At 69.1% G+C, this 26,625-nt stretch carries 20 protein-coding genes, 2 pseudogenes and 1 riboswitch; of the genes and pseudogenes, 13 read left to right on the forward strand and 9 right to left on the reverse strand.

Annotation, left to right across the window (positions count from 1 at the left end):
* Positions 1-14: 14 nt before the first annotated feature.
* The gene (gene gshB, locus FVA80_RS11865; RefSeq protein ID WP_147907295.1) at positions 15-971 is read left to right on the forward strand and encodes a glutathione synthase; all 957 of its coding nucleotides are present in this window, start codon (positions 15-17) and stop codon (positions 969-971) included.
* Positions 972-996: 25 nt separating this feature from the next.
* Here the strand turns inward: gshB and FVA80_RS11870 are convergent, their stop codons facing one another.
* Together FVA80_RS11870 and FVA80_RS11875 are read right to left on the reverse strand one after the other, a co-directional pair.
* The gene (locus FVA80_RS11870; protein ID WP_147907294.1) at positions 997-2,532 is read right to left on the reverse strand and encodes a sodium:proton antiporter; all 1,536 of its coding nucleotides are present in this window, start codon (positions 2,530-2,532) and stop codon (positions 997-999) included.
* A 45-nt stretch (positions 2,533-2,577) separates the two neighbouring features.
* A complete protein-coding gene (locus FVA80_RS11875; protein WP_147907340.1) occupies positions 2,578-4,029 on the reverse strand; it encodes a carbohydrate porin in 1,452 nt (483 codons plus the stop codon).
* A 121-nt stretch (positions 4,030-4,150) separates the two neighbouring features.
* Between FVA80_RS11875 and FVA80_RS11880 the strand changes: the two genes are divergently transcribed.
* Entirely contained in the window at positions 4,151-5,746 is a 1,596-nt protein-coding gene (locus FVA80_RS11880) for a gamma-glutamyltransferase family protein (RefSeq protein ID WP_147907293.1), read from the forward strand.
* A 231-nt stretch (positions 5,747-5,977) separates the two neighbouring features.
* On the opposite strand, the gene FVA80_RS11885 is transcribed toward FVA80_RS11880, so the two are convergent.
* The 3 genes from FVA80_RS11885 to FVA80_RS11895 all read right to left on the reverse strand — a co-directional run bounded on the left by FVA80_RS11885 (position 5,978) and on the right by FVA80_RS11895 (position 8,570).
* Positions 5,978-6,835 (reverse strand): class I SAM-dependent methyltransferase, encoded by an 858-nt coding sequence (locus FVA80_RS11885; RefSeq protein ID WP_147907292.1) that lies wholly within the window; start codon positions 6,833-6,835, stop codon positions 5,978-5,980.
* A 12-nt stretch (positions 6,836-6,847) separates the two neighbouring features.
* Positions 6,848-7,357, reverse strand: coding sequence for an OsmC family protein (locus FVA80_RS11890; protein WP_147907291.1), 510 nt, complete (start codon positions 7,355-7,357; stop codon positions 6,848-6,850).
* Between the two features lie 79 nt (positions 7,358-7,436).
* Positions 7,437-8,570 carry an aminotransferase class I/II-fold pyridoxal phosphate-dependent enzyme gene (locus FVA80_RS11895; RefSeq protein WP_147907290.1) on the reverse strand — a complete coding sequence of 378 codons (1,134 nt, stop codon included), beginning with the start codon at positions 8,568-8,570 and terminating at the stop codon, positions 7,437-7,439.
* A gap of 241 nt (positions 8,571-8,811) precedes the next feature.
* Between FVA80_RS11895 and FVA80_RS11900 the strand changes: the two genes are divergently transcribed.
* The 3 genes from FVA80_RS11900 (at position 8,812) to FVA80_RS11910 (ending at position 11,320) form a co-directional block, all read left to right on the forward strand.
* On the forward strand, positions 8,812-10,080 hold the full coding sequence (locus FVA80_RS11900; protein ID WP_147907289.1) for an adenosylmethionine--8-amino-7-oxononanoate transaminase: 1,269 nt from the start codon (positions 8,812-8,814) through the stop codon (positions 10,078-10,080).
* A 132-nt stretch (positions 10,081-10,212) separates the two neighbouring features.
* On the forward strand, positions 10,213-10,602 hold the full coding sequence (locus FVA80_RS11905; protein ID WP_147853788.1) for a response regulator: 390 nt from the start codon (positions 10,213-10,215) through the stop codon (positions 10,600-10,602).
* 85 nt (positions 10,603-10,687) lie between these two features.
* Positions 10,688-11,320 (forward strand): MarR family winged helix-turn-helix transcriptional regulator, encoded by a 633-nt coding sequence (locus FVA80_RS11910; protein WP_147907288.1) that lies wholly within the window; start codon positions 10,688-10,690, stop codon positions 11,318-11,320.
* Positions 11,321-11,332: 12 nt separating this feature from the next.
* On the opposite strand, the gene zigA is transcribed toward FVA80_RS11910, so the two are convergent.
* Complete coding sequence (zigA, locus tag FVA80_RS11915; RefSeq protein WP_147907287.1) at positions 11,333-12,550, reverse strand: zinc metallochaperone GTPase ZigA; 1,218 nt, start codon at positions 12,548-12,550, stop codon at positions 11,333-11,335.
* Positions 12,551-12,734: 184 nt separating this feature from the next.
* Between zigA and FVA80_RS11920 the strand changes: the two genes are divergently transcribed.
* Positions 12,735-14,876 (forward strand): TonB-dependent receptor, encoded by a 2,142-nt coding sequence (locus tag FVA80_RS11920; RefSeq protein WP_187193652.1) that lies wholly within the window; start codon positions 12,735-12,737, stop codon positions 14,874-14,876.
* 282 nt (positions 14,877-15,158) lie between these two features.
* Positions 15,159-16,262 carry an oxidoreductase gene (locus tag FVA80_RS11925; RefSeq protein WP_147907286.1) on the forward strand — a complete coding sequence of 368 codons (1,104 nt, stop codon included), beginning with the start codon at positions 15,159-15,161 and terminating at the stop codon, positions 16,260-16,262.
* 166 nt (positions 16,263-16,428) lie between these two features.
* On the opposite strand, the gene FVA80_RS11930 is transcribed toward FVA80_RS11925, so the two are convergent.
* A complete protein-coding gene (locus FVA80_RS11930; RefSeq protein ID WP_147907285.1) occupies positions 16,429-17,889 on the reverse strand; it encodes a PepSY domain-containing protein in 1,461 nt (486 codons plus the stop codon).
* Positions 17,886-20,015 (reverse strand): TonB-dependent receptor, encoded by a 2,130-nt coding sequence (locus FVA80_RS11935; protein WP_246692378.1) that lies wholly within the window; start codon positions 20,013-20,015, stop codon positions 17,886-17,888. The genes FVA80_RS11930 and FVA80_RS11935 overlap by 4 nt, the downstream gene beginning before the upstream one ends.
* A 345-nt stretch (positions 20,016-20,360) precedes the next feature.
* Positions 20,361-20,557: riboswitch (cobalamin riboswitch) on the reverse strand.
* 261 nt (positions 20,558-20,818) lie between these two features.
* Here FVA80_RS11935 and FVA80_RS11940 point away from each other — a divergent pair.
* The 6 genes and pseudogenes from FVA80_RS11940 to FVA80_RS11960 all read left to right on the forward strand — a co-directional run bounded on the left by FVA80_RS11940 (position 20,819) and on the right by FVA80_RS11960 (position 25,740).
* The gene (locus FVA80_RS11940) at positions 20,819-21,178 is read left to right on the forward strand and encodes a HigA family addiction module antitoxin (RefSeq protein WP_147907283.1); all 360 of its coding nucleotides are present in this window, start codon (positions 20,819-20,821) and stop codon (positions 21,176-21,178) included.
* 543 nt (positions 21,179-21,721) lie between these two features.
* Positions 21,722-22,216, forward strand: coding sequence for a HigA family addiction module antitoxin (locus FVA80_RS11945; protein ID WP_246692379.1), 495 nt, complete (start codon positions 21,722-21,724; stop codon positions 22,214-22,216).
* A 487-nt stretch (positions 22,217-22,703) separates the two neighbouring features.
* Positions 22,704-23,132 (forward strand): NUDIX domain-containing protein, encoded by a 429-nt coding sequence (locus tag FVA80_RS11950; protein ID WP_246692380.1) that lies wholly within the window; start codon positions 22,704-22,706, stop codon positions 23,130-23,132.
* A gap of 96 nt (positions 23,133-23,228) precedes the next feature.
* Positions 23,229-23,699 (forward strand): annotated as a pseudogene (locus tag FVA80_RS31915) (pyridoxal-phosphate dependent enzyme); the annotation flags it as partial.
* 104 nt (positions 23,700-23,803) lie between these two features.
* The gene (locus FVA80_RS31920) at positions 23,804-24,163 is read left to right on the forward strand and encodes a pyridoxal-phosphate dependent enzyme (protein ID WP_281408712.1); all 360 of its coding nucleotides are present in this window, start codon (positions 23,804-23,806) and stop codon (positions 24,161-24,163) included.
* Between the two features lie 147 nt (positions 24,164-24,310).
* Positions 24,311-25,740, forward strand: a pseudogene (locus FVA80_RS11960) (RluA family pseudouridine synthase).
* Here the strand turns inward: FVA80_RS11960 and FVA80_RS11965 are convergent.
* A complete protein-coding gene (locus FVA80_RS11965) occupies positions 25,707-26,420 on the reverse strand; it encodes an alpha/beta fold hydrolase (RefSeq protein ID WP_147910098.1) in 714 nt (237 codons plus the stop codon). The pseudogene FVA80_RS11960 and the gene FVA80_RS11965 sit on opposite strands and share 34 nt — an antisense overlap.
* Between the last annotated feature and the right edge of the window lie 205 nt (positions 26,421-26,625).

Below are 26,625 nucleotides of genomic sequence, written 5' to 3' on the forward strand. Positions count from 1 at the left end.
GAAGGGCATTTTCGATGGGCCTGACTGTCGCCGTCCAGATGGACCCGATCCAGAACATCCGGATCGCCGGGGACACGACCTTCGCTCTGCTGCTCGAGGCGCAGCGGCGGGGTCATGACCTGATCTACTACACGCCCGACCGGCTCTCGATGCAGGGCCGGCGGGTCACGGCTCGGGTCGAGCGTCTGACGGTCCAGGACGTCGAGGGCGCGCATTTCACGCTCACGCCGCCGGAGCGGATCGACCTTGCCGAGGCGGACGTGGTGCTGATGCGCCAGGATCCGCCGTTCGACATGGCCTACATCACGGCCACCCACATGCTGCAGCGGATCCATCCGGAGACGCTGGTGGTCAACGATCCCTTCGAGGTGCGCAATGCGCCCGAGAAGCTGTTCGTGCTTGATTTTCCCGAGCTGATGCCCCCGACCCTGATCAGCCGCGACAAGGCCGAGATCGAGGCCTTCCGGTTGGAGCACGGCACCGTCGCGATGAAGCCGTTGCACGGGCACGGTGGCGCTGCCGTCTTCAAGGTCACCGAGACGGACCCGAACTTCGGCTCGATGTTCGACCTGTTCGCCACCACCTTCCGGGAGGCCTGGGTGATCCAGCGCTACCTCGACCGGGTGACCGAGGGCGACAAGCGCATCATCCTGGTGGACGGGGTGGCGATGGGCGCGGTCAACCGGGTGCCGGCGGCCAACGACATCCGGTCGAACATGGTGCGCGGCGGGGCCGCCTCGGCTTCGGAGCTGACCGAGCGCGAGCGCGAGATCTGCGCGACGATCGGTCCGGAGCTAGCCCGGCGCGGCCTGATCCTTGTCGGGATCGACGTGATCGACGGACATCTCACCGAGATCAACGTCACCTCCCCCACCGGCATCCGGGCCATCCAGCGGCTCGGCGGCCCGGACCTCTCGGTGGCAGTCTGGGACGCGATCGAATCCCGGATCGCAGCGCGCAAGGGTGTCTGAACGGGTGCCGTAGGAAGGCTGTGACTCAGGTCTCCGCCTTCGGCGTGGCGTTGAGTTCGGCCCAGTCGAACTCCTCCTCCAGCAGGAAATAGGCATCGTCTCCGATGCGGCCCTGCCGCCGCAGCGAGAGAACCGCATTGCGCGCAGCCGCCACCGACCGGCGGCGGGCGGCATCCGAGGGGAGACTCTCGGGAGCAAGGCCCTCCTCGTGGGCCTCGGCCTCTTCGAGGGCCGAGCGGAACTCGGCGCGCAGGGAATCGATCGCCGGCTCGTCACCGGATTCGGCCAGGCTCTCGAGGGCCGCCTTGTAGGCGGCGGCGCGCGCCCAGCCCACTTCCCGGCCAACCGGATCGTCATCCTCCAGCTTCAGGTGCGCGAGCAGCGGACGCAGGGTCAGGCCCTGAACGATCAGCGTGCCCAAAACCGTGAAGAAGGCGGTGAACACCACGAGGTCCCGGTGCGGGAACTCCATCGGCAGCGCCAGGGCGGCCGCGACCGTGACGATGCCGCGCATCCCGGCCCAGGACAGAGCGAGCCCCGGCCCGAACTTCGCGCGGGCACCGGCCTGACGCAGGCCGAGGCCCTTGAGGCCGGTCGTGGGCAGGACCCAGGCCAGACGGGTCACCACGACGGTGGCGAAGATCGCGGCGGCGAGGAACATCGCCTGCCAGGAATCTGCACCGGTCAGGCGGTCCTGGATCGGATCGATCTGAATGCCGATCAGGATGAAGGCCAGGACGTTGAGGACGAATACCGCCGTGTCCCAGACCGCGTAGGAGATCACCCGGGTGCGCGGGGCCGTGATGCCGGGCGCCCGGCGGGCGACCGTGACCGCGAAGGTGACGATGGTCAGCACCCCCGACATCTCCAGACGCTCCGCGGCGAGCCAGATCCCGAACGCCGCGACGAACTGCATCACGATGGTGCTCGCCGGGTCGGTCACGCGCTTCGTCAGTGCGACGAAGGCCAGGCCCAGGCAGGGTCCGGCGGCCAAACTGGCCACCACGCCGAGCATGAAGGCCGGGGCGACCTCGGCCGGATGAAAGCCGTCCGCCATCGCAGCCGTCACCGCCAGGCGGTAGATGATTAGCGATGCGGCGTCGTTCAGAAGGCTCTCGCCGCGCAGGATCGTGGCGAGCCGGTGTGGCATCGGCGCGTGCTTCAGCACCGCCAGGGCCGCCACGGCGTCGGGCGGCGCGACCACGGCGCCAAGCACGATGCAGGCCGCGATCGGCATGTCGGGCACGATGAGATGGGCCACGAGCGCGACGGCGAGCGTCGTGACCGCCACCGCGCCCACCGCCAACCCGAACACCGCGCGCCAGTTCTCGCGCATGTCCCGCAGGGACGCGTCGAAGCCGGCATCGAGCAGGACGGGGGCGAGGAACAGGGCGAGCGCCAGTTCGGGATCGAGCCGCAGGTTCGGTACCCCGGGCACGAAGGCCAGCGCGACGCCGCCGAGCGCCAGGAACGCCGGGTAAGGCGCACCCAGCCGACGCGCCAGCGCGGCCAAAAGGACGGCGCCGAACAGGACGCCGACAACCCACTCGAAGATTACCATAGCCCTGAAAGAGGGCAGGTCCGCGCCCGTTCCAGGCCGGACGGCTCAGTACTGCACGCTGGCGCGCACCCCGAGCACCACCGCGTTGCGCAAGCGGCGTCCATCCGGGCCGGCTATGCCGGCACCCGGATGGAAGACGTATTGGAGGTCGGGCTGCACCGTGAAGCCCGGAACCACCACGGCTTGGTAGGTCGCCTCCAGCACCGTCTCGGCCCGTCGCCGCGGCGTCGGGACGCCGGTGTAGAGGATCGTGTCCCGGTCGGCCCGGTGGGCGTCGTCGCTGATCCGGGCATGAGCGAGGCTGACCCCGACGGTGTCGTCGTCGCGGCCGTCGAACAGGCCCTTGTAGGCGAGGCCGGCATCGACGTAGGCGTCGATCAGGCTTGAGCGGGTCGGCGAGTAGGCGGTGCGCACGAAGAAGCCGAGGCCCTCGTCGTCCTTGCCGGATTCCCGGTACAGGGTCTGGTCGTAGATGCCGTAGAATCCGGCATTGCCGCGCAGGGGGCGGCCGATGCCGGTGGCGTTCGGGTCGGCCAGCGGCACCCCGGTGATGTCAAAGCGCAGGCTGTCGAACCGGCCGAAATGCTGCCAGCCGCCGAACGTGATGTCGCCGGGCAGGCCTTCGGCTCCCGGCTCGATATTGAACGCGTAGGTCGCCTCGGCGACGATCAGGGCCGGGTCGTTGGTCCGGAAGTTCGTGCCGGTACGGTTCAGTCGCTGCGCCTCCGGATCCGGGCCTGGCCGGTTCGCCCCCGCGGGATCGCCATCGTAGAGCCCGACCTGAAGGGAGAAACCATTGCCCGGCGCGTACTTCGCGCGGATCGCGGGCGCCGAGAGCGGATAGGCCGGACCGCCGCTCGGCAGGTCGAGCCCGGTGATCGCCGGCCAGCCGAAGGTGGAGTTCACGAACAAAGTCGCGGTCTGGCTGACGAAGAACTCGGTGTCGGCCGCCTGCTGGCCGATCCGGAGGCCGAGCTGCCCGTCCATCAGGCTCTGATCGAACCACAGCACGTACAGCCGGCTCGACGGCAGCGCCTCGATCACGCTCGTGGTGAGCAGGTCGCCGACATAGTAGCGCGACAAGCCGGTGCCGTGGATGAAGTAGGCGTTGGCGTGGATCGTCGCGCCCTCCCAGCCGGCCAGCCGGTCGAGATCGAGGTTGAGCCGCAGGTTCAGGCGATCCTCGACGATCGCCCCCTGACGAAGACCGCCGGTCGGGTTGCCCAATAGGTCGGCGATGTAGGTGACGCTGTACTCGATGCCACGCGCTTTCAGCACCGGGCGCAACCCCAGGGGATCGCCAAGCGCGCCCAACGACGGCTCGATCGACCGGACATAGCCGCCGGACGCCTGGCTGGTGCTCTCCGGCTGCGAGACCGAGATCCGCGGATCGGCGCCCGCACCCTCGTAGACGGTCCGCACCCGCTGCTGCGCCGCGGCCGGCAGGGCGGCCAAGGTGAGGCCGAGGGCCAACGGAGGTAAACTCTTGAACGACATCGGCCGCTTCTGCGCGATGGGCATCGGCGTTCCTAGCATGGGACGGGCGTGGCGAACCGTGGTCCCTTGCAGCGGCCGCAGACTTGCCTAACGCTGCGGCTGGAACACCACAGGATCTTCGATGCTCGAGACCCCCGTCTTCTCCGACAGCGCTGTTGCGGCCCCTCACCATCTCGCGGCCTCGGCCGGCCGGACCGTGCTGGCACAGGGCGGCAACGCCATCGAGGCGATGGTGGCGATGGCGGCCTCGATCGCCGTGGTCTACCCGCACATGAACAGCATCGGCGGCGATGGATTCTGGCTGGTTCGCGAGCGCGGCGGCCGGGTGCGCGGCATCGAGGCATGCGGGCCGGCCGGGCGCCTCGCGACGATCCAGCGCTACCGTGAAAAGGGCTACGATACGATCCCGTCGCGCGGCCCCGACGCCATGGTGACGGTGGCCGGCGCGGTCGGCGGCTGGGACCTCGCTCTGGCGCTGTCCAAGGCGCTCGGCGGCCGCCTGCCCCTGGACGTGTTGCTCGCCGACGCGATCACCCAGGCCCGCGACGGTGTCCCGGTCTCACCCAGCGAGGAGCGCTACAAGCCGCAACCGGGCGACACCTTGCATGAGGCCCCGAACTTCGCCGCGACCTTTCTTAACGACGGCAAGCCCTACCGGGCGGGCGAGATCCGCAAGCTCGCGGCCCTCGGGGCGACCCTCGAGCAGCTCGCACATGCCGGGCTGGACGACTTTTATCGAGGCGATGTCGCCCACGAGATCGGCGCCGACCTGGAACGCCTCGACGCGCCGGTGACCCGGGCCGACCTCAAGGCCTACCAGGCGGTCGAGCGCAGGCCCTTGGCGATGCGTCGGCGCGACGCCACGCTGTTCAACTTCCCGCCCCCGACCCAGGGGCTCGCGGCCTTGATCATCCTCGGCCTGTTCGACCGCCTGAATGTCGCCACCCCGGAGAGCACGGCGCATTATCACGGGCTGATCGAGGCGACGAAGCGCGCCTTCGCGATCCGCGACCGGGTGGTGACCGATTTCGGCCGCCTGCGGCACGACATGGAGGAGTTCCTGGTGCCGGCTTTCCTCGCCACGGAAGCCGCGCGTATCGACATGAAGCGCGCCGCAACGGTTCCCTTGCGCGATTCCCCCGGCGACACCGTCTGGATGGGGGCGATCGACCGCGACGGGCTGGCGGTCTCGTACATCCAGTCGGTCTACTGGGAATACGGTTCCGGGGTGGTTCTGCCGCGCACCGGCATCGACTGGCTCAACCGGGGCGTCTCGTTCTCCCTCGACCCGGACGCCGTGAACCCGCTGGAGCCCGGGCGGCGCCCGTTCCACACCCTGATCCCGGCGCTGGCCTGTTTCGATGACGGCCGGGTCATGGCCTACGGAGCGATGGGCGGCGACGGCCAACCGCAATTTCAGGCGCAGATCTTCTGCCGCTACGCCGATTACGGGTTTTCCGTCGCCGATGCGGTCGATGCCCCCCGGCTGCTCTACGGCCGGACCTGGGGCGCGCCCTCGCTCAGCGTGAAGGTGGAGGATCGGTTCGATCCGGCGATCCTGTCGGCTCTGGAGCGCATGGGCCACCAGATCGAGCCGGTCGGCGTACCCTACAGCGACACGCTGGGCCATGCCGGCATGCTCGTCCGCCGGGCCCGCGATGGGCGGATCGAGGCGATGCACGACCCGCGTTCCGACGGCGGGGCGTTGGGGTTCTGAATCGAAACCGATCCTGCGGCAGCGAACTGCGACCCGGGATCCAGCACGCGGTGACGCGAAGCGGCCGAGGGTTAGCGCGTCGTTTCGCGATTGGACCGCTCCGCGGCTCTGGCTCCCGGATCACCGTCCGCTGACATTCCGGGCGGCCCGGAAAAGGGGCGCGCTTCATCCGGGGACGGTGCAGGCCGCCGCAGGCACTCCGACAGGAAGCCCGTGTGATCGTGCAGGTCGTCAGCTTGCCTGGACCAGCCAGCAGGAGGCGCGCAGACTGACGATACCGCCCTCCGCGTGCGGGTGCAGGGCCGCGGTGACGGCGGCCTCGGCCCGGGCACGCAGATCTGGCTCGGCCTCGCGGAGGAGACGCGCGGTCGGCCCGAGATTGAGCGCGACATGGGCGGCGGCCTCCGCCGCCTCTGTCTCGCTGGCGCCGCGGCCGAGCACCACGTCCCGGTCGATCGCGTTACAGGTCACGGTCCCGAAACCTGCGCCGCGCAGCAGCGCGACCAGCCGCTCATGGTCGGCGAAGCGGAACGGACCGGGCGTATCCGGTTGTGGCGGCGGCGGGATCTCGGGCAGGAGCGGCAGCACCGCATCGCGCGGCACCGTCACCCAAAGGTTCTCCGGCAGCGCCCGCCAGCACAGGAAGGTCAGCCGTCCCTCGGGCTGGAGCATCCGGCGGATGTTGGCGAAGGCCCGGGCCGACTCCGGAAAGAACATCACGCCGAACCGTGACAAGGCCTGCTGATAGGTTCCGAGAGCGGCGTTCTCCACGTCCGCCTCGACGAACCGGATCGGCGCGGCACCGGGTGGTTCCGCCTCGGCCCGGTCCTGGGCGACCGCGAGCAGCGGCGCCGAGATGTCCGCGCCGGTCACGCTCCCTTGCGGACCGACCCGGCGGGCGGCCTCCAGCGTCGTGGTGCCCGAGCCGCAGCCGATATCGAGCACGGATTGCCCGGGCTGGAGCGTCAGGCGCGCGAACAGCGCCTCGGTGAGCGGTGCGAACACCGCGTCGAGCACCGCCTGATTGCGGGCCCAGCGGGTGCCGACCTCGCCGTTCCAATACTCCGTCTGGGTGATGTCGCCGGCCATCGTCGTGTTCCCTCAGGCCGACGTGACGGCGACCGACAGCGCGGGTTTGTGGTTCAGGGTCTGGAACACGACGCAGTAGCGCTCGGTCAGCTTGAGCAGGTCTGCGAGTTTGTCCTCCGAGGCGTCGGTATCCAGAGTGAAGAACAGCCGGATGCTGCGAAAGCCCACAGGCGCTTCCTTGTCGACGCCGAGCGTTCCGCGAAAATCGAGGTCGCCCTCCGCACTCACCGTGCCGGAGCGCAGCGGAATCGCGAGCGCTGTCGCCACTGCCTTGAGGGTCACGCCCGCGCACGCGACCAGCGCTTCGAGCAGCATGTCCCCGGAGCACAGTTCGAGGCCGGAGCCGCCGGTCGCCGGGTGGAGCCCGGCTTCCGCGATGGCGCGGCCGGTCTCGACCTTGCAGGCGATCTTGGTGTCGTCGAGGGTACCCCGTGCCTTCAGGGTGATCACCGCCGAATCCGGCGCCGTGCGGTACTGGTCCTTGATCGGAGCCTGGAGGGCTCGCAGAGCGGTGGCGTCCATGGCGTCGTCCTCAGGGTTGATCTGTGCCGGCCGGCTCCTCTTGTGCGGGAGCGTCGGCGACGAGGTATAGGGTCGGCGCTCAGGGACGGGAAGCGCGGCCGGTCAGCGCCGCTACCGCGTCGGCCAGGGCGTCGACCTGCGCATCCGTGTGGGCCGCCGAGAACGCGACCCGCAGCCGCGCGGTCCCGGCCGGTACGGTCGGGGGGCGGATGGCCACGACCAGGAAGCCGGCAGCCTCCAGGGCCGTAGAGATTTCGAGCGCCGCCTGCGCGTCGCCGACCAGGACCGGCACCACGGCGCTCTCGGCTTCGGGCAAGCCGAGGCGGGCGGTGAAGCGTTGGGCCAGCGCCAGCGGCCGGGCGCGCCGGGCCGGTTCCTCCTCCAGGATCGCCAGCGCTTCCAGGGCTGCAGCGGCCGAGGCCGGGGGTAGGCCGGTGGTGTAGACGAAGCTCCGGGCGCGGCTCGTCATCAGGTCGATCACCGGCCGCGAGGCGCAGAGATAGCCGCCGTAAGAGCCGAGCGCCTTCGACAGCGTGCCCATTTCCAGCGGTGCCCGCGGCCCGTCCTCGACCACCCCGATCCCGTGGGCGTCGTCGACCAGCGTCCAGGCGTCGAAGGCTTCCGCGACACCCAGCAGATCGCCGAGCGGCGCCCGGTCGCCATCCATGCTGAACACCCGCTCGGTCAAGACGAGGGCGCGGGCGTGGTGCGGGCGGTGCGCCGCGAGCTTGTCCGCGAGGTCGGCCGGATCGTTGTGTCGAAAGGTCAGCACTGCGGCGCCCGACAGCCGCGCCCCCGCCCACATGCAGGCATGGGAGAGTTCATCAAGCACCACGACGTCGCCGCGCCCGGCCAGCGCCGGGGTGATGCCGAGATTGGCGAGATAGCCGCTGCCGAACACCAGGGCGGCTTCGGCGCCCTTGTGGCGGGCGAGTCCCTCTTCCAGGGCGCCCAGATAGGGATGGTCGCCGGTGACGAGGCGCGAGCCACCCGCCCCGGCCCCATAGCGGCCGGCCGCCTCTTGCGCGGCGGCGATCACCCGCGGGTGATGCGACAGTCCGAGATAGTCGTTGCATGAGAACGAGACGAGCGCCCTGCCCCGGCGCGACGCCGCGGCTCCGGTGCCGCGCTTGGTTGGCGTGAGCCGCCGCCGCAGGCTGCCGGCTTCCAGCGCGTCGAGTTTGGTGCGGGCGAAGGCGTCGAGGCTGTCCATCAGGTGCGTGATGGGGCCGCGGGGGCGGTGGATGTCAAGGTGGCGACCGGCGCGGAGCTGCGGAAGTTGCGCGTGGGGTACTCGGAGCGCCCCGGCGTGGCGTCCCTCGTCGGCACAGAACAAATACTAATCGCGATTCGCCTGTCTTACCGCCGCCGGCGGACATAGCGGCTTCAGTCCGTTCACACGCCGGATCGCGCGTCTGCTTGACCACTCCGGCCTTGCCGCCCATCCCTCCGCCATGACGTCCGATCGACCGTTGAAACAGACTCTCTGGCGCCCCTATACGCAGATGGGCGTGGCCGCTCCGCCCCTGGAGGCGGTGGCGACGCATGGCAGCCGCATCGTGCTGGCCGATGGCCGCGAGCTGGTAGATGGGATCGCGTCCTGGTGGACGGCCGTGCATGGCTACAACCATCCCCACATCGCCCGGTCCGTGGCCGACCAGCTGGCGCGGATGCCGCACGTGATGTTCGGCGGCCTGACCCATGCCCCGGCGGAGCGGCTGGCGTCACGGCTCTCCGCGCTGTTGCCAGGGGATCTCGACCACGTGTTCCTGAGCGATTCGGGCTCGGTCGCCGTCGAGGTCGCGTTGAAGATGTCCGCCCAAATGTGGCTCAATCGCGGGGTGAGCGGCCGGACGAAAGTGCTGGCCTTCCGGGGCGGCTATCACGGCGACACGATGGGCGCGATGTCGGTCTGCGACCCCGAGGAGGGCATGCATCGCCGCTTCGGCGCCTACCTGCCCAGCCAGGTGTTCTGTGACCTGCCGCGGAGCCTGGCCGAGACGGAGGCGCTGGATGCGGCTCTGGCCGCCCACCGCGAGACGCTGGTAGCCGTGATCGTCGAACCCCTCGTCCAGGGTGCGGGTGGGATGGTCCTGCACCCGCCGGAGGTGCTGGCGACCGTCGCCCGCCTCGCTCGCCGGCACGGCCTGCCGTTGATCGCCGACGAGATCTTCACCGGATTCGGGCGCACCGGCAGCCTGTTCGCCTGCGAGCAGGCCGGGATCGTGCCGGACATCCTGTGCCTGTCGAAGGCCCTCACCGGCGGCACCATGGCGCTGGCGGCCACGGTCGCCCGGACGGAGGTGTTCGAGGCGTTCTGGTCCGAGAATCCGGCGGCAGCGTTGATGCACGGCCCGACCTTCATGGCCAATCCGCTGGCCTGCGCGGCGGCCAATGCCAGCCTCGACCTGTTCGCGACCGAGCCGCGCCTCGAACAGGCCGGTGCCATCGCCCGCCGGCTCGCGGATGGGCTGTCCGGCCTGAAGGGACTGCCCGGCGTGGCGGATGTCCGGGTCCTGGGTGCCCTCGGGGCGGTGCAGTTCACCGCGCCGCCCGACCTCGCCGCCCTCAAGGCGGGCTTCCTCGACCGGGATGTCTGGGTGCGGCCGTTCGGCGACATCGTCTATCTCACCCCCGCCCTGACCATTCCGGACGCCGATCTCGACCGACTGATCGAGGCCGTCGTCGGCGTCGTCTCCGAGCGGGCCGCGGCGCTCGCCTGAGCGCATCCGCCACACGATCCCGCGAGCCGTCGCCACGCCGCCCTGCAACCTGGAACCGTTTCTGCCGTTGGCTCACCGCTGACAACGCGTGCGGCGGCCCTCGCGGTCGGACGCTGCCGGAGGGAGTACACAGTGGCGAGCGAGCAGACGGTTTCGGGCGGCGATCGGCCGGTGATCCTCCTCGTCGAGGACGAGGCGCTGACGATCATGGACCTCGGGGACGTGCTGGAGGATGGCGGTTACGACACGGTGCAATGTGCCTCCGCCGAGCGGGCGCTCAGCATCCTGCAGGCGCGGCCTGACATCTGTGGCCTGGTGACGGACGTCCAGCTCTCGGGAAAGACCGACGGCTTCGACCTGGCGAGCGCGGTGGCTGAGGCCCGCCCGCAACTGCCGATTCTCATCGTGTCCGGGCGGGCCGCGCCCGATCCGGCCCGGATGCCCGCCCATGCCGACTTCATCGCCCGTCCGTGCACGGGCGAGGACATCCTTGACCGGCTGAAGCGCTTGATGCCCTGTTGAGTGCAGGGCGTTTTCGGCCCCCGTCATCGCACCGTCACCCGCGCGCGCCACAGGAAGCCGGGCGGCCTTGGGACGGGAGTGGACGGTGCAGGTTCAGGATGGTCCGGCGGCCGCCGGCATAGATGCGGGCGCTCCGGTGGGCGACAAGCAGAAACGTGAGCGCGAGACCAAGGACGCGGGTGCGTCCGAAGGTTCGTCCAAGAAGATGCGGCCACCTGGCGTGCGCAGCGTCGGCTGGGCCCTGGTGCAGGCCGCGCGCCTGCACCGCGCGCGCACCGGTGACCGGCTGGCCAAGCTCGGCCTGTTCGCCGGGCAGGAACAGGTGGTCCAGGCGCTCGCCGCCGCCGGCACCATGACGATGGGCGACCTCGCCGCCCTCCTGCGGGTCCGCCCGCCGACCGCGTCCAAGACGGTCACCCGGCTCGCGGCTCTCGGCATCGTGGAGCGCCGGACCGAATCGGGTGACGGCCGCGTCGTGCGGGTGCAACTCACCGAGGCCGGCTTGGCGAAGGCCGAGGCCATCGAGCGGATCCAGGAGGATGTCGAGGCCGAGCTGCTCGACCATCTCGACAAGACCGACCGGCGCCGCCTCCGCAAGCTCCTCCGCAAGGCCGCCCGCGGCCTCGCCGAGGCGGCCGGCGCCTCCGGCCAGCTCACCGATGTCGACGCGGAGATCGATGCAGAGGCCGAAGACGAGGTCGAGGCGATCCCGGTCTGACGGGCTGCCGGCTCAGGCTGCCCGGCGCCAGGCCGGGAACGGGTCCGGCAAGTCGCGATAGGCTTTGGGGTCAAACGTCTTCGCGTCGTCGGTCGCCACGAGGCACGCATCCAGGGCTTCGGTGAGTGCGTCCCGGTCCATCCCGGTGCCGATGAACACCAATTCCTGGCGCCGGTCGCCCCAGATCTCGCTCCAGACCGCGTCGAGGCGCTCCCGGAACTCGGGCGCTTCCGGCCAGCGTCGGCGCGGCACTGCCGACCACCAGAAGCCCATGGCCGAGACCCGCGCCACAGCGCCGGCCAGCGAGAAATCCCCGACCCAGTCCGGCCGCGTCGCCAGCCAGAAATGGCCCTTGGCCCGGATCAGCCCCGGCCAGGTTTCGTTGACAAAAGCGTTGAAGCGCTGCGGATCGAACGGCCGCCGCGCTCGGTAGACGAAGGACGTGATCCCGTATTCCTCGGTTTCTGGCACGTGCTCGTGCGCGCCGTACAGCGCCTTGAACCAGAGCGGATGCTGTTGCGCCTTCTCCTCCTCGAACAGCCCGGTATCGAGGATCGCGTCGAGGGGTGCGCGCCCGTAATCAATTTCAAGGATGCGCGCATCCGCGTTCAGCCCGCGCACCACCGAGCGGACCAGGGCCAGGTGCGCGTCCGAGACGTCATGCGCCTTGTTGATCACCACCACGTCGGCGAATTCGATCTGCTCCACCAGCAGGTCCACGAGCGTGCGGGTATCCTCCGCCCCCGCCGTTTCGCCGCGCTCGCGCAGGAACGCGGCCGAGCCGTAATCCTTCAGCAGGTTCACGGCATCGACCACCGTCACCATCGTGTCGAGGCGGGCGACGTCCGAGAGCGCGCGCCCGGCCTCGTCCCGGAACGCGAAGGTCGAAGCGATCGGCAGCGGCTCGGCAATCCCGGTGCCTTCGATCAGCAGGTAGTCGAATCGTCCCGCCTCGGACAGGCGCCGGACTTCGTCCAGCAAGTCGTCGCGCAGGGTGCAGCAGATGCAGCCGTTGGTCATCTCGACCAGGGTCTCGTCGGTTCGAGACAGGCCGGCGCCACCGGTCCGCACGAGGTTGGCGTCGATGTTCACCTCGCTCATGTCGTTGACGATGACGGCGACCCGCCGGCCGTCGCGATTGTTGAGCACGTGATTGAGCAGCGTCGTTTTGCCGGCTCCCAGAAAGCCGGAGAGAACGGTGACGGGAAGGCGTCGATGGAGTTTGGTCATGTCATGAGAAAAACGTTATAACATTGCATTATCAACCTTCGGCACGCCGTCCCGTCGAAGCCCACCGTTCTGGGTGTTGTAACGATGTAACGTTTCCAAACGATCACGAGAAGCCGCATGATCGGCCCTTGCATCGATCCGCTCCGAGGCCTGAATGAAACGATATAACACTGTGTGAGTTTCGATGACCTCGACGCGACGCCTTGCTTTCCTGGCCGGCACGATTCTGTCGGCGCCCGTCTACGCCGTCCTGTTCGCCGTGCCGGCGCAGGCGCAGAAGGCCGTGGCCCTCGACGAGATCAGCGTCACCAGCCCGAGCCCGATCCAGACCGGCCAGCCTGCGGCCGGACCCGCGGCGCCGCTCCAGACCGGCATTCTCCCGGTGGCCACCAACACGTTCTCGCCGGTCACCGTGGTCACCCAGGACCAGATCGCCCGCGACCAGCCCCGGACCCTGGGGGACGCCCTGTTCGACCGGCCGGGTATCTCGTCCACCACCTACGCGCCGGGCGCAGCCTCGCGGCCGATCATCCGCGGCCTCGACAATGCCCGCGTGCGCATCCAGGAGAACGGTATCGTCAACGGCGGCGTCTCGGATCTCGGCGAGGACCACGCGGTCCCGGTGAACCCTCTGGTCTCCGACCGGATCGAGGTGATCCGCGGACCCGCGACCCTGCGCTACGGCTCCGGTGCCATCGGCGGCGTGGTCTCGGCCGACAACAACCGGGTGCCGACCTTCATCCCGGCGAACGGCGTGCAGGGTCAGGTCACCACGGGCTTCTCCAGCGTCGACAACGGCCGGCTCGGCGCCGCCACCGTGGATGCGGGCGGCGACGGGATTGCGGTTCACGCCGACGGCTTCAGGACCGCCAACGACAGCTACGCGATCCCGGGCGGGATCCAGCGCAACTCCTACAACGAGTCGCAGGGCGGCGCGGTCGGCATCTCGGCGATCGGCGACCGCGGCTTCGTCGGCATCTCGTTCAGCCACTACGACGCGATCTACGCGATCCCGGGCGGCGTCGCCGAGCAGAACCGCACCCGCCTGACCCCGAACCAGGACCGGGTCCTGTCGCGGGGCGAGTACCGGCCCCTCGACGGCCCGTTCGAAGTGATCCGCTACTGGGCGGGATACTCGGTCTACCGCCACAACGAGGTCGGCATCGGCGAGGATGGGATCGAGGGTGTCCAGGCGATCTTCAAGAACCGCGAGGCCGAGGGGCGGCTGGAACTCCAGCACGTCCCGGTCGAGACTCCGTTCGGCGTGCTGACCGGGGCGCTCGGCTTCCAGTCGGACCGGCGGGTGATCAACACCCAGCTCGAATCGTTCCTGCCCAAGACCGAATCCCGGGCCAACGCAGTCTACCTGTTCGAGGAGCTGGAGCTGCGCCCCGGCACGCGGCTGCAGGCGGCCGGCCGCTACGAGGTGGACCGATTGTCGAGCATCGCGGCGCAGTTCCCCGCGGACTACGCCCCGGTCGACGGGCAGGATCCGTTCCAGTACGCCCGGACCCGGCGCTTCGCCCCGAAGAGCGCCAGCATCGGCGCCCTGCAGGACCTGCCCCTCGGCTTCGTGGCGAGCCTCAACGGCTCCTATGTCGAGCGCGGACCCACCGGCTACGAGCTGTTCTCGCAGGGGCCGCACGACGCCACCGCGACCTTCGAGATCGGCAACCCGGACCTCAAGAAGGAACGCGCCCGAACTGTGGAGGCCAGCATCCGCCGGGCCGAGGGCCCGCTGCGCCTCGACGCCACCGGTTACTACACGCGCTACACGGGCTTCATCTACCGCAACTTCACCGGGCTCGCCTGCGACGACGACTTCGCGTCCTGCGGCACCGGCACCGAGAATCGGCAGATCGTTTACCAGCAGCAGAACGCCACCTTCTACGGTGCCGAGATCATCGGCCAGTACGACATCCTGCCCGTCGGCAACGGCTTCGCCGGCATCGAGGCCCAATTCGACTTCGTGCGCGCGCAGTTCGACAACGGTACCAACGTGCCGCGCATCCCGCCCTACCGGCTCGGCGGCGGCGTCTACCTGCGGGCCGATGGCTGGTTCGCCCGGGTGAACCTGCTCCATGCCTTCGACCACCAGGCGACCGCCCTGTTCGAGACCCCCACCCCCGGCTACGACGACCTGCGCGCCGAGCTGAGCTACACCAAGGCGGTCGATCCGGCGGTCTACGGGGCGAGCGCGATCACCCTCGGGATCCAGGGCCGGAACCTGCTCGACACCGACATCCGCAACTCGACCTCGTTCAAGAAGGACGAGATTCTGCTGCCGGGGCGGAACGTGCGATTGTTCCTGACCGCGCGGTTCTGAGGGCGGGCTGAGACGCCGGCCGCTCCGGATATGGTTTCACGCGGTGGCCTGCGAGCGCCTCCGTCTGCGCGAGTGCAGCGACGCAACCCAGTAAGGCGCCATCCTCGGACGTGCCGCGCCGCCCTGGGTCGCTTCGTTGCGCGCGTGATGACGGTGAAGGAAGCTCACGGTGGCCTCCGTCTGGACAGCATCGGAGGTTTCGCGCTCCGGAGGTGGTGAACCGGTGTCGGCCGCGGGGCTATAAGCGCGTGGCCCCGATGATTCCGACCGGACGACACCTGCATGGCGAGCGTGACTGCACCGATCCGAGTCGGCCTGATCGGCTACGGCTATGCCGGCAAGACCTTCCACGCGCCGCTGATCCGTGCGGTTCCGGCGCTCGACCTCCGATTGGTCGCTTCGCGGGATAAGGCCAAGGTCCAGGCCGACCTTCCCGGTATGCGCGTCATCGCCGATCCCGGTGCGGTCGCCGCCTCGGACAGCGTCGATCTCGTGGTCATCGCATCCCCCAACGACACGCACGCGCCCCTGGCTCGGATCGCCCTGGCGGCCGGCAAGCACGTCGTCATCGACAAGCCCTTCACCCTCGACCTCGCCGAGGCGCGCAGCCTGGTCGCGCTGGCGCGCCGCTATGGCCGGAGGCTGTCGGTGTTCCACAACCGGCGCTGGGACAGCGACTTCCTCAGCGTCCGAACCGCCATCGCGGACGGGGTCATCGGCAAGGTCCGGCATTTCGAATCGCATTTCGACCGGTTCCGCCCCGGCGTCCGTGACCGGTGGCGGGAGGGGGCCGGACCGGGAAGCGGGATCTGGTACGATCTCGGCCCGCACCTCGTCGACCAGGCGCTCCAGCTCTTCGGTCTGCCGGACCGGGTGACCGCGAACCTGGCTCGGCTGCGCAAAGGTGCGCTGTCCGACGATTGGGCCCACGTGGTGCTGGACTATCCGGACGTGCGCGTGGTCCTGCACGCCAGCATGGTGGTCGCCGGTGGATCGCCCCGTTTCGTCGTCCACGGCGAGGGCGGCAGCCTCGTCAAGCAACACCTCGACGGACAGGAGCAGCAGCTTCTCGCCGGCATGGCTCCGGGCGCCCCGGGTTGGGGCCAGGATCCGGACGGAATCGCGGTCCATGACGGGCGCGGCAGCGTGAGGTGCCTGCCCGCATTGGCCGGGGACCAGCGCCGGTTCTACCAAGACGTGGCTCACGGGATCTCCCGGGGCGCCGTCGACCATACGCCGGCGCTGGAGGCCCTCCAGGTGATGGCCTGCATCGACGCGGCTTTGACCTCGGCGCGGACCGGGACGACGGTGGCGCTGCCGCTCGTGCCGGAGGAGCGATCCGCGTCCCAGTTCGCGGAGGATGACCTGCCATCGCCACACGTCTGAGGTCGAAGGGCGCAGGCGAACGCAAGTCGCGGTGGTTCACCTGGACGCGGTTCTTCGAGGCGGCAGAGCGTTAGGCAGCCGTCCACCGAGCAACCGCCCCGTCATCCGGGCTCCGCTCCGCGGCCCTGGACTGCCGGGGCGGTTGCCAAGAGCTGCCCCATTCCGCTCAGCGAGCCCGCGTCGAAACAGTCCGGCCGAGGCGCCGCCAGCCCGCGACGATCCCGGTGACCGCGATCCCGGCGGCGAGCAGGTTCAGGAGCCACTGCGCCGCGTCGCGCAGGGCGGCCCGTCCGCTCAGAAACGGGAAGTCGAGGCGGTGGGGCGCATCGAACAGCCAACGGTTGATGCGACCCGAGCGGTCGAGGCGCTGCAGGATGGTGCCGTCGCGCGGGTCGATATGGAGCCAGGTTGCGTCCGGATCGTCGAAGCGCAGGCGCAGAACCGGCAGGGGACGCGGGTCCACCCCATGCGGATACCAGTAGGCATCGTACGCCCCGAGCAGGCCCGCTGCCCGTAGATGTCCCATGGGGATCGCGTCCGCGGCGGCGGCGGCCAGGGCCGTCGCGTCCGGACCGGGGCCGCCGTCCGGTGCGACAGCGCGGGGGCCGTCCGCCGCCTCGGCGACCACCCACCAACGACCGCCGACCGTGGTGAAGCGCAGCGACCGGGTGTCCGGGCCGGCGAGATCGCGCAGCCGCCCGACATCGAGCCCGAGCGGTCCCGGCGTTCCAGCGTAGGCGCTGCGCAGCGCGGTCGGCGGCGCGCTCGATGCGAACCAGCTGTTCGGGTTCATGGAGATCCAGCCGCTCAGGATGAACGCCCCGAGCCCCAGCCCGCCCGCTAGGCCGAACAGGTGGTGCCAGCGCGCCAGCCCGCGATAGGGCGTGACGGCGCCGTGCGCATAGCGGCGGCGCAGGCGCAGGCGCCAGATCCCGACGACCAAGCCGCTGACCGCCCCGAGGGCGGCGAATCCGGAGAGCCAGAGCAGCACTGTCCGCCACAGCTCCGCCCGGGCGCGCAGCGGCGTCAGGTAGATCCAGTGCGGCACCGAACCGAGCCAGTTCCAGGCCCGCTCGAACCGGGTCGTGTCGAGGGCGATCTCCCCGGTTACCGCGGAGACGTAGAGCTCGGTCCCCTCTGGGTCATCGAAGACGACCTTGTGGAACGGCCGGAGCGGGTCGTAGCGAGCGGTCACAGTCCACTGGTCCCGCTCGACCGGATCGACGCGGGCATCCGGCCGATCCCCGGCGGCGAGCCGCAAGGCCGCCTCCGCACCAACCGGGCCGAGCCGCGCGCCGGTACGGCCCGATACGGTCGCCCGCCCCCCGTCGCGGCCTGTGATCCGGTAGACCGGCTCATCGCCGCGCATCTCCAGGGCGAACGCCGCCGGCACGCCCGCAAGGTCGCCGGCGGCGAGCGCCGCGTCCGGCGGGACCGCGACGGTCTCCCAGACGATCGGGGCGAGACGCGCGAGGCGCTCGGCCGCTGTGAGTGCCGGGAACGGCACGTAGAGCATCACCAGTCCGGAGCCGATCCACATGGCGAAGAACAGGGCCGTGGCGATCCCGGCCCAGCGGTGGAACAGCAGCAGCCCGCGACGCGCGGCTTTGCCGACCCGCTGCCTCACCAAGTCACCGTGTAGGCGACTTCCATCGAGCGCGGCCGGCCGAGCAGCCAGTTGGTGCCGACCCCGTTCACGGCGTTGCCGCTGATCGCGTAGACCTTGTCGAACAGGTTGTAGACCCGCAGGCTCAGGCGCGAATCCGCCGTCACCTGATGGTCGAGCACGAGGTTGACGAGGTTGTAGGCCGGGCGCCGGGCCGTGTTGGAGAAGTCGCTGTAGACCTGGCCGACGTTCTGGAGCCCCACGCGTGCCGTCCAGGCGCGGGCAAAGTCCCAGGTCAGCCACAGGTTGGCGACCCGCTCGGGCACGTCGATCGGCTGGTTGCCGGCATACGAGACGGTCGCGCCGTTCACGCTCTGATTGAACGTATCGTATTGCGCGTGCAGGAGCGCGAGGTTGCCGTCCAGCCGCCAGCCCGGGGCGAGGTGCCAGCCAAGCGCCAGCTCGAAGCCCTGCGAGGATTGCTGGCCGACCTGGGTCGACACGGTCGGCTGACCCGGCACGGTCGAGATCAGGTTGTCCTTGACGATCCGGTATCCGGCAACCGTCCATTCCAGTGCGCCGTCGAATGCGAGGCCCTTGGCGCCGATTTCAACCTGCGTGCCGGTGGCGAGCTGGAACCCTGAGAGCGACTGCGTCAGGGTGATGAGGCTGTTCACCGGGTCGGTCGCGAAGCTGTACTGGGCGTAGAGCGCGCTGTCCGGCGTCGGGTTGTAGACCAGCCCGAACCGGTAGCCGAGCGCCTGATAGGTTTTCTCGAACTGCGATCCGCTCTGCAAATCCTCGCGACGGAGCGTCGGCACGTCCAGGCGCACGCCGGTGAGGAACGAGAGCTTGTCCGACAGGATCACCCGGTCCTCGGCGAAGACCGAGGCCTGGCTGGTCTGTGTCGCGTAGGCCGGCTGCGCCCGCCCGTTCTGCGGGAAGTATCCTGGATCATAGCCTATCAGCGGCACGCTGGTGGTCTGGTCGAAGGTGAAATTGTTCGTGTGGCGGAAGTCGATGTGGTTCACGTCGAACCCGACCGCGAACGCGTTCGGCAGGCCGAACAGGTTGCCCTTGACGCTCGCGTCCAGGCGATTCCCGACCTGTTCCTGGCTGTGGTAGATCTCGGTGTAGCTGCCCCGGTCGACCAGCCCGGTGCCGCGGTTGTAGGTGTATTGCTCGGTATCGAGCCAATGCCGCCGGCTGGTGAGCCGATAGGCCGTATTGCGCACGATGATGTCGTCCGAGGGCGTCCACTCGGTCTTGAACTGGGTCCAGTTATCCGACCAGGTAATCTTCGCGTCGCGGACGTTGTAGTTGTTGAACCGGATCAGGTCCGGGATCCTACCCTCGACCAGGGGCGTGCCCCAGTAGCGCGCCGGCTCCTGGTAGCCGAGGTCGTGGCTCACCGTGACGGCGAGGTCTGGGCTCGGCTGGAACAGCAGGGCGGCCGAGACGGCGAGGTTGCGGAAATCGCCCTCCGGCCGGATCCAGCCATCCGCGCGGTTGCCGCTGACGTTGAGGCGGTACGCGAAGGTGTCGCCGAATTCCTCGCGCCCGAGCGCCCCGCCCGAATCCAGCGCCAGCCGCGCGACGCCGTCGGTGCCGATCACCGCGCGCGCGGTGTTGATCGGCACGAAGACCGGCTTCTTCGGCACCACGTTGATCACGCCGCCGATGGCGCCGTCGCCGTAGAGCACCGAGGACGGGCCGCGCAGCACCTCGATACGCTCGACGTTCCAGGTGTCGAACGGGAACGTGACCGTGTTGGCCCCGACATAGAAGCGTGTGCCGTCGTAGAGCTGCTGGATCGAGTTCGGGCCCGCGAAACCGCGCGACGTGAAGGCGCCGTTGCCGTTGCCCGGCGCCGCGATCGTGGTGATGCCGGTGGCGTCCTGGGTCACGGCTTCGGCGATCGTGTCCTGGCCGCGCAGCCGTGCGGTCTCGCCCGATACGATATCGACGCTCGCCGGCGTCTCCAGCGGCGTCAGCCCGAGCCGGCTCGCGGTCCGGTCGGGCGTGCGCAGGTTCAGCCCGGTCGGTGCAGCGCGGGTCAGGCTGACGCCGCCCTCCCCCTCGACGGAGAGCTGATCGAGGGTCACGGTTTCCTGGGCTGCGGCCGGGCTTGCCAGGAGCGTGAGCATGGCACCGCAGAGCGGTCTACGCCGGCTGCGACGAGGAAGTTTGGATCGCGACATGGTGAGGATAGGTCCGAGCGCGGCGGCCGCCGGTTCAGATGCCCTAATAGCAATGTAATAACATTACAATTGCGGATGCGTGTCTGATCCGGTCCGGTCCACGCGCGGCGGCCCGGGTGAAGGATCGGGCCGCGTGCAAACGCGGCCGGGATCGGCACGACAAGGGAAAGCATCGGGAACCGGGACGCGGGCGCGCTTGCTGTGGCACGTCACCGCGAACGAGGCCTCGCCGACCGCGCTCGCGCACGGCCGTCTCGACACCCGCCAGGACACCCCGCCTGACGCGTTTCGCGTGTGACCACGGCTGACGGCAGGTCTCCTGGCTCGCGGGTCGCCGCCCTCGCACCGTCTTCCCGGGCTTGAGACCCAGTGACGTGGTGGTGAAGGACTCGCCGCTCACAGTTGCGGGGACAGCCGCGGTTTCAGGGCAGGCCCCTCACCGCGTTCCCTTTTGATCCCCGAGGGGAACCGTCGCCGACTAGCGTGGCTGTATGCCGGTGGAACGTCAAGCGTGTGGATATCCGGCCCCCTGCGTGGGCGGCCTGCGATCAGGCGCACGATCGCCTCGCGCGATGCAAATTAAAATCTACTTATTTTACTTTTAGACAACTCAGGAACTTTTTTTGAGCTGTCACGTAAGATTTGCGAGCCGAAATCGGAGGTGTTTTAAGACGGCGCATCGGCTAAAATAGTGGTTTTCGTTCTATCGCTTATTCGCCAAATTTGCAAAACCTGGTAGGAGAATCATTATGAATTCATCCTATGTATTAGGGAATCCCTGTCATCCTGGCGGGTTTGTTCGCCGCAATATCCTTGAGCCGCGTAACCTAACTGTCATGGCTGCGGCCAGCCTGCTCAACGTGACGCGCCAAACGCTGTCCGACTTCTTGAACGAGAAGATCGCTCTTACGGCCGAACTGGCTCTGCGGGTCGAGAAGGTGTTCGGGGCCCGCATGGAGATGCTGATGGAGATGCAGACCCACTACGATATCTCGCGCGCGCGGAAACTCGAACAGAAGGTCGAGAGGGAACTCGCGGGCCGGACCGGCGTCCAGACCCCGACCGAAAGGCCTCAGGTAATCGTCAAGCGCGTCTACGCGTTTGGGTGAGCTCAATTCGTGGCGACCGGTTCTCCGGGATGCCGGAACGTTACCGGATCTCCCCTGCGCGACGCGGGGTGAACGCGCATTGATCGGGCCTCCACGCCTTGTCGTCGCTTCTTGGCCGGGACGCACCGCTTTGCGACGCATGATGGACGGCTCCTGAAAACACCTCGGCGCGTTTCCGCGCGGGACCGGGTGACGATTGCAGGGGGACCAGTCCCCATGCCTTGATATCGTTCGTCGTCACGGGCCAAGGCGATCGGCATTCTCCAGATCGGACGGTACCGCGCACGCGACCCTGATCGTGTTTCATCGGAGACATTTGCTCAGGATGTATTGCGATCAAAATTATCATGCATATTTCTGAATTTTTGCAGATGAATACAGTCGAATTTCTGATCTATTCGATATAAATTTGTAAATAGCGATGAGATTGACATGCCGCAATCCGGTTGATATCGGCGATTTGCCCGGATCTGCAAGACAATAAAATATATAACCGGCAAAATAAAGTAAGACTGTGGGTAGCTGAGGTAGTCGGCGATTCTGATGCTGCTGATGGAGCGCTGCTTGCGCCCATGTGCCCGTGAGGTCTGCCGCAGTTCCGATCAGTCGATCAAAACGCTCATCCGAAAACGATTGTGTCAATCGATGAAGGAGTCCCAGGTGAACGCTGTCCATCAACCGGCAAATCCGTGTCATCCCGGTCTGTTTGTTCGCCGCAAGGTCTTCGAGCCGCGCAACCTGACCATCATGGAGGCTGCCGGTCTTCTGGGCGTCACGCGTCACGCGCTCACCGACTTTCTCACCGAGAAGACGCCTTTGACAGCCGATCTGGCTTTCCAGATCGAGCAGGCGTTCGGGTACAGCATGGAAATGATGATGGAGATGCAGAAGCAGTTCGACATCGCCGCCGTGCGCAGGCGCGAGCGGAATGTTCGAAACGAGTCAATGTCCAAGGCCTGGTCCCAGGTCGCCGCGACACGGCTCCAGGTTGCGCAGACACGGGCTCATACGTCCGAACGGAAGCACGCTTTCGCCTAACGTTTGCACCTATCGGATCTCGGCTCGAGCGATCGCCGCCGAAGTCGGAGGCGGGTTCGGCATACGCGAGCGCGTTAAATCAAGGCTTTAGAACTGCTCCCGATCGCAACGTGTTCGGGAGCAGATCTAGGGATCATGGAGACCGAAGCTGTCGCAGCCGAGGGCGGGACTGTATGCTCGCCCTGCAAAGCCTCCACTTGTTCGACAGAATAGTCCGAGCAGCCGATAGGCCCGGGTAGGCCCGGAGGGGGTCCAAGGGCTCGCGACGCCCGCTGCGTCGGCGTTCGATGAAGCAGCGGTGAAATAGAACACCCGCTCGACGAAGCTTTCGGCACGTTGGACCCATCTTGTAGAGTGTACGGCCGACAACGAGGCGTTGCGCGCCGCCGCCGGGAGTCACGGACCCTGCACCCCGGGCCGTTGTCGGTTTACGAGCCGCAGCATACCAGGCCGCATGAATGTTTAGCGCCCCCCACCAGAGATTCGCGTGAAGGCGCTGGGCTTGGCCTGGCGCGGGCGCCAGCTGCTCGTCGCCGAGGTCTATATCGACGACGGGCGCCTCAAGGGCGTGCGGCAGCTCGGGGGCAGCGTCGAATTTGTTGAGCCGGCCGAGGCGGCGCTCGTTCGGGAATTCCGGGACGAGCTTGGTCTCACGGTGCGGATCCTCGGCGTCCCGTTCGTGACGGAGAACCTCTACACCCACGAGGGCAGCCCGGGCCACGAGGTGCTGTTTCTGTTCCCGGTTGGCCTGCCGCCGGGCCCGCTCGATACGCGGGAATGCGTCGTCTTCCACGAGGATTGCGGCACGCCGTGCGTCGCCCGCTGGTACGATCTGGACGTCCTCGATCGCGACGGCGGTCCCGCGTTGTACCCGGTCGGACTGAAGGCGCGGCTATTGGCCGAGCGGCGATCGTAGGCGCGCGTACCTGTGCCGAAGGGCGCTTTCCCTGCCGGGCGCACGGTGCGGCTGCTAAACGACGGCGGTGGAATCACCCACGCCGAGCCCGCGTCCGTGCCCTACCCCATCGCCGCGTCCGCCCTCGATCTGATCGGCGGCACGCCGTTGATCGCCCTCGATCGCGTCCATCCCGGGCCGGGCCGCATCCTGGCCAAGGCCGAATTCATGCAGCCCGGCGGGAGTGTGAAGGATCGTGCCGCCCGCGCCATCCTGCTCGCCGCGCGGGCGGACGGCCGTTTGGCACCGGCGGCCCCGGTGGTGGAGATGTCGAGCGGCAATATGGGGGCCGGCCTCGCCTTGGCCTGCGCGGCGCTCGGTCATCCGCTGCTCGTCACCCTGTCGGCGGGGAACAGCCCGCAGCGGGCACGGATGCTGGAGGCGCTCGGCGCGGAGGTCGTGCTGGTGCCGCAGGTCGATGGGGTGCCGGGGCAGGTGACCGGGGCCGATGTCGCGGCTGCCGTCGAGTCGGCGCAACGCCTGGCGGGTAAACGCGGCGGCTTCTATGTCGATCAGTTCCATGCCCCGGAGGGCGTCGCGATCCACCGGGATACGACCGGGCCGGAGGTCTGGGCGCAATCCGAGGGGCGGGTCATGCCTGGGTCGCCTCGGTCGGGACGGGCGCGACGTTTTTGGGTGTCGCTGCAGCGCTCCGGGCGCGCGATCCGCGCGTCGTCTGTGTGGCTGTGGAGCCCGACGGCTGCCGGCCGCTGGCGGGCGAGCTTGTCACCAAGCCGCGTCATGTCCTGCAGGGGACGGGGTACGGCAGCGTGCCGCCGCATTGGGATCCCGGGCTCATGGATCTGGCCGTCGCGGTGACCGACGACGAGGTCGTGCGATGGCGCCGGTTGCTGGCGACGCGGGAGGGTCTGCATGTCGGCTACTCGGCCGCCGCCAATGTCTGCGTCGCCGCCGCCCTGCTCATTTCCGGTCGCCTGCCGGCAGACGCGGTCGCCGTGACGGTGCTGTGCGACAGCGGCCTCAAATACTGATGGTTGTGGCGTCGGCCATCGCCGCCTTTGCCGCTGCGCCCCCGCGATGCTAGAGCCGGGTGACCCCATCGGTCCGGGTCCTCCGCGACGCCGCGGCCGATGCGCCCGGACGTTCCGTCCGAAGCGGAGACGGGTGCTGGCGGAATCATGACGACACGACCACCTCCCCGCGGCGGCCCGAAGGGACGCAAGCCCCCGTCCGGTAAGTTTCAGCCGTATGGCGATCGCGCCCGCACAGGCCCGCGCACCAGCGCCCGCGACGCGGCCGAGCGCGCGGCCCGCAACCGCGGCGACGATGCCGGCGCGCGCGATCCCTGGACCGCACCGGGCACGCCCCACGCTGTGGCGGCTGCGGCTGCGGCCGCCGCCGCTGCCGCCGCGAAACCGAGGCCGCGGCCTGCCGGGTCGAGCGCGACGATGCCGCGCCCCGCGCAAGGCCCGCCCCGGCCGAGCGCCAGGCCGGCCGCGAAGGCGTATGCCAAACCCGTCGAGACGCGGCCGGCTGCCCAGCCTTCGCCCCCGCCCCGCCGGCCGGCCCGACAAGGCGCGAGCAGCGCGCTGCCGCCTCCGCGACCCTCGCCTCCGGTGTGCAGACCCTGACGGTCGAGGCGGACGAGGCCGGCATGCGCATCGACCGCTTCCTCACCGCGCGCTTTCCACTCCTGCCCTTCACACGGGTGCAGAGCATCGTCCGTAAGGGCGAGCTACGGGTCGACGGCAAGCGCGCCAAGCCGAATGACCGGCTGGAGCCGGGCATGAGCGTGCGCGTACCGCCGCTGCGCCTCGACCAGCCGACCGAGCGCCCGCGCAGCGCCGCGCGGGAGCAGGACGATGCCGAGTTCCTGCGCTCGCTGATCCTCTACGAGGATGCCGACATGATGGTGCTCAACAAGCCGTTCGGCCTTGCGGTCCAGGGCGGGTCGGGCACCGTCCGCCACGTCGACGGGCTGCTCGCCGCGCTGACCGGCCCGGACGGCCAGAAGCCGCGCCTCGTCCACCGTCTCGACAAGGACACGGCCGGCTGCTTGATCATCGCCAAGACCCGGTTGGCGGCCGCGACGCTGGCGAAGAGCTTCCGCTCGCGGGCGGCGCGCAAGATCTACTGGGCGCTCACCGCGGGCGTGCCGCGGGTGCGGCAGGGGCGGGTCTCGACCTACCTGGCCAAGGACGAGCCCACCGACGCCGATGCGCGGATGCGGGTGGCCAAGCATGGCGACGAGGGCGCCAGCCACGCGCTGACCTATTACGCGATGGTCGATCAGGCCGCCCAGAAGCTGTCGTGGCTGTCGTTCAAGCCCGTCACCGGGCGGACCCATCAGCTGCGTGCTCACGCGGCCCATATCGGCCACCCCATCGTCGGCGATCCGAAATACTTTTCCGTGGAGAACTGGGAGCTTCCGGGCGGGATCCAGAACCGGCTCCACCTGCTCGCCCGGCGGATCGTGATCCCGCATCCGCGCACCGGCCGGCCCGTGGATGTCAGCGCGCCGCTGCCGCAGCACATGGCCCAGAGCTGGAACCTGCTGGGCTTCGACGCCTCCCGCTACGATCCGATCGTCGAGGCGCCGGAGAGCTGATCGCGCAGCCACGGTACGATGGCCTCTGCCAGCGCCTCGGGGGCCTCCATCGGAAGCATGTGGCCGGAGCCGTCGATCACTATCAGGGCGGCGCCGGGGATGCCGTCTCGCAGCTCCCGCGCCTCGTCGAGGCTGCGCAGGCCGTCCTGGGCTGCTGCCACCACAAGGGTCGGGCAGGCGATCGCGCCGAGCCTGTCCCGGTCGCTCGCCCGCGTCTGTCCGGCCTGGCGCAGGAACACGTCGCCCCCGAGCCGGTCGCCCATGCGGCAGATGCGGGCGATCAGGGCGTCGTCACCGGCCCGGTCCGGATGCACCGATCCACGGATTGCGGACCGGCTGAGCCCGGTGAAACTATGGCGGCGCACGTGCCCGACGGCCGCATCCTTCCGGCGCGCCTGGGCGGGTGTGTCCGCCCGCGCCGAGGTGGCGATCAATACGAGCGCTCCGACCCGCTCCGGTGTGATGCGGGCCATCTCGCGCGCCACGTAGCCGCCCATCGAGAAGCCGATGAGGGCGAAACGGTCCGGCGCCTCCTCGACGACCCGCCGCGCCATCGCCGCGATGCTGTCGTCCCGGCCCAGATCGCCGTGCAGGATCGGCCCGAACGGCGCGAGGCTCGGGGCCATGTCGGCCCACAGGTCCGGATCGGTCATGAAGCCGGGAAGCAGAACGAGGGGCATGGCGCGGTCGTGATCCTCGGTGGCCCGGCGCATCGTCGGTGTCCGAGCGGCGCCCCTCTTTCGAGATGCGGCGCGCGCCTCCCCGGTGAAGCGCGGACCGCAGCCTGAAAGTCTCCCGACCGGCACGCCTTGGCAATTGGCCGCCTCGCCTCATATGCTGATCCGCGACCCGCCGTTCCGCCGCGGGGCCGATTTCCCGCGGTTC

This window comes from Methylobacterium sp. WL1 (assembly GCF_008000895.1).
GTDB lineage: Bacteria > Pseudomonadota > Alphaproteobacteria > Rhizobiales > Beijerinckiaceae > Methylobacterium.

What these genes read in the sequence shown, in the direction of transcription:
- gshB (WP_147907295.1), top strand. Translation starts at nt 15, where the DNA reads ATGGGCCTGACTGTCGCCGTCCAGATGGACCCGATCCAGAACATCCGG.
- FVA80_RS11870 (WP_147907294.1), bottom strand. Translation starts at nt 2,532, where the DNA reads ATGGTAATCTTCGAGTGGGTTGTCGGCGTCCTGTTCGGCGCCGTCCTT.
- FVA80_RS11875 (WP_147907340.1), bottom strand. Translation starts at nt 4,029, where the DNA reads ATGTCGTTCAAGAGTTTACCTCCGTTGGCCCTCGGCCTCACCTTGGCC.
- FVA80_RS11880 (WP_147907293.1), top strand. Translation starts at nt 4,151, where the DNA reads ATGCTCGAGACCCCCGTCTTCTCCGACAGCGCTGTTGCGGCCCCTCAC.
- FVA80_RS11885 (WP_147907292.1), bottom strand. Translation starts at nt 6,835, where the DNA reads ATGGCCGGCGACATCACCCAGACGGAGTATTGGAACGGCGAGGTCGGC.
- FVA80_RS11890 (WP_147907291.1), bottom strand. Translation starts at nt 7,357, where the DNA reads ATGGACGCCACCGCTCTGCGAGCCCTCCAGGCTCCGATCAAGGACCAG.
- FVA80_RS11895 (WP_147907290.1), bottom strand. Translation starts at nt 8,570, where the DNA reads ATGGACAGCCTCGACGCCTTCGCCCGCACCAAACTCGACGCGCTGGAA.
- FVA80_RS11900 (WP_147907289.1), top strand. Translation starts at nt 8,812, where the DNA reads ATGACGTCCGATCGACCGTTGAAACAGACTCTCTGGCGCCCCTATACG.
- zigA (WP_147907287.1), bottom strand. Translation starts at nt 12,550, where the DNA reads ATGACCAAACTCCATCGACGCCTTCCCGTCACCGTTCTCTCCGGCTTT.
- FVA80_RS11920 (WP_187193652.1), top strand. Translation starts at nt 12,735, where the DNA reads ATGACCTCGACGCGACGCCTTGCTTTCCTGGCCGGCACGATTCTGTCG.
- FVA80_RS11925 (WP_147907286.1), top strand. Translation starts at nt 15,159, where the DNA reads ATGGCGAGCGTGACTGCACCGATCCGAGTCGGCCTGATCGGCTACGGC.
- FVA80_RS11935 (WP_246692378.1), bottom strand. Translation starts at nt 20,015, where the DNA reads ATGCTCACGCTCCTGGCAAGCCCGGCCGCAGCCCAGGAAACCGTGACC.
- FVA80_RS11940 (WP_147907283.1), top strand. Translation starts at nt 20,819, where the DNA reads ATGAATTCATCCTATGTATTAGGGAATCCCTGTCATCCTGGCGGGTTT.
- FVA80_RS11945 (WP_246692379.1), top strand. Translation starts at nt 21,722, where the DNA reads ATGCTGCTGATGGAGCGCTGCTTGCGCCCATGTGCCCGTGAGGTCTGC.
- FVA80_RS11965 (WP_147910098.1), bottom strand. Translation starts at nt 26,420, where the DNA reads ATGCCCCTCGTTCTGCTTCCCGGCTTCATGACCGATCCGGACCTGTGG.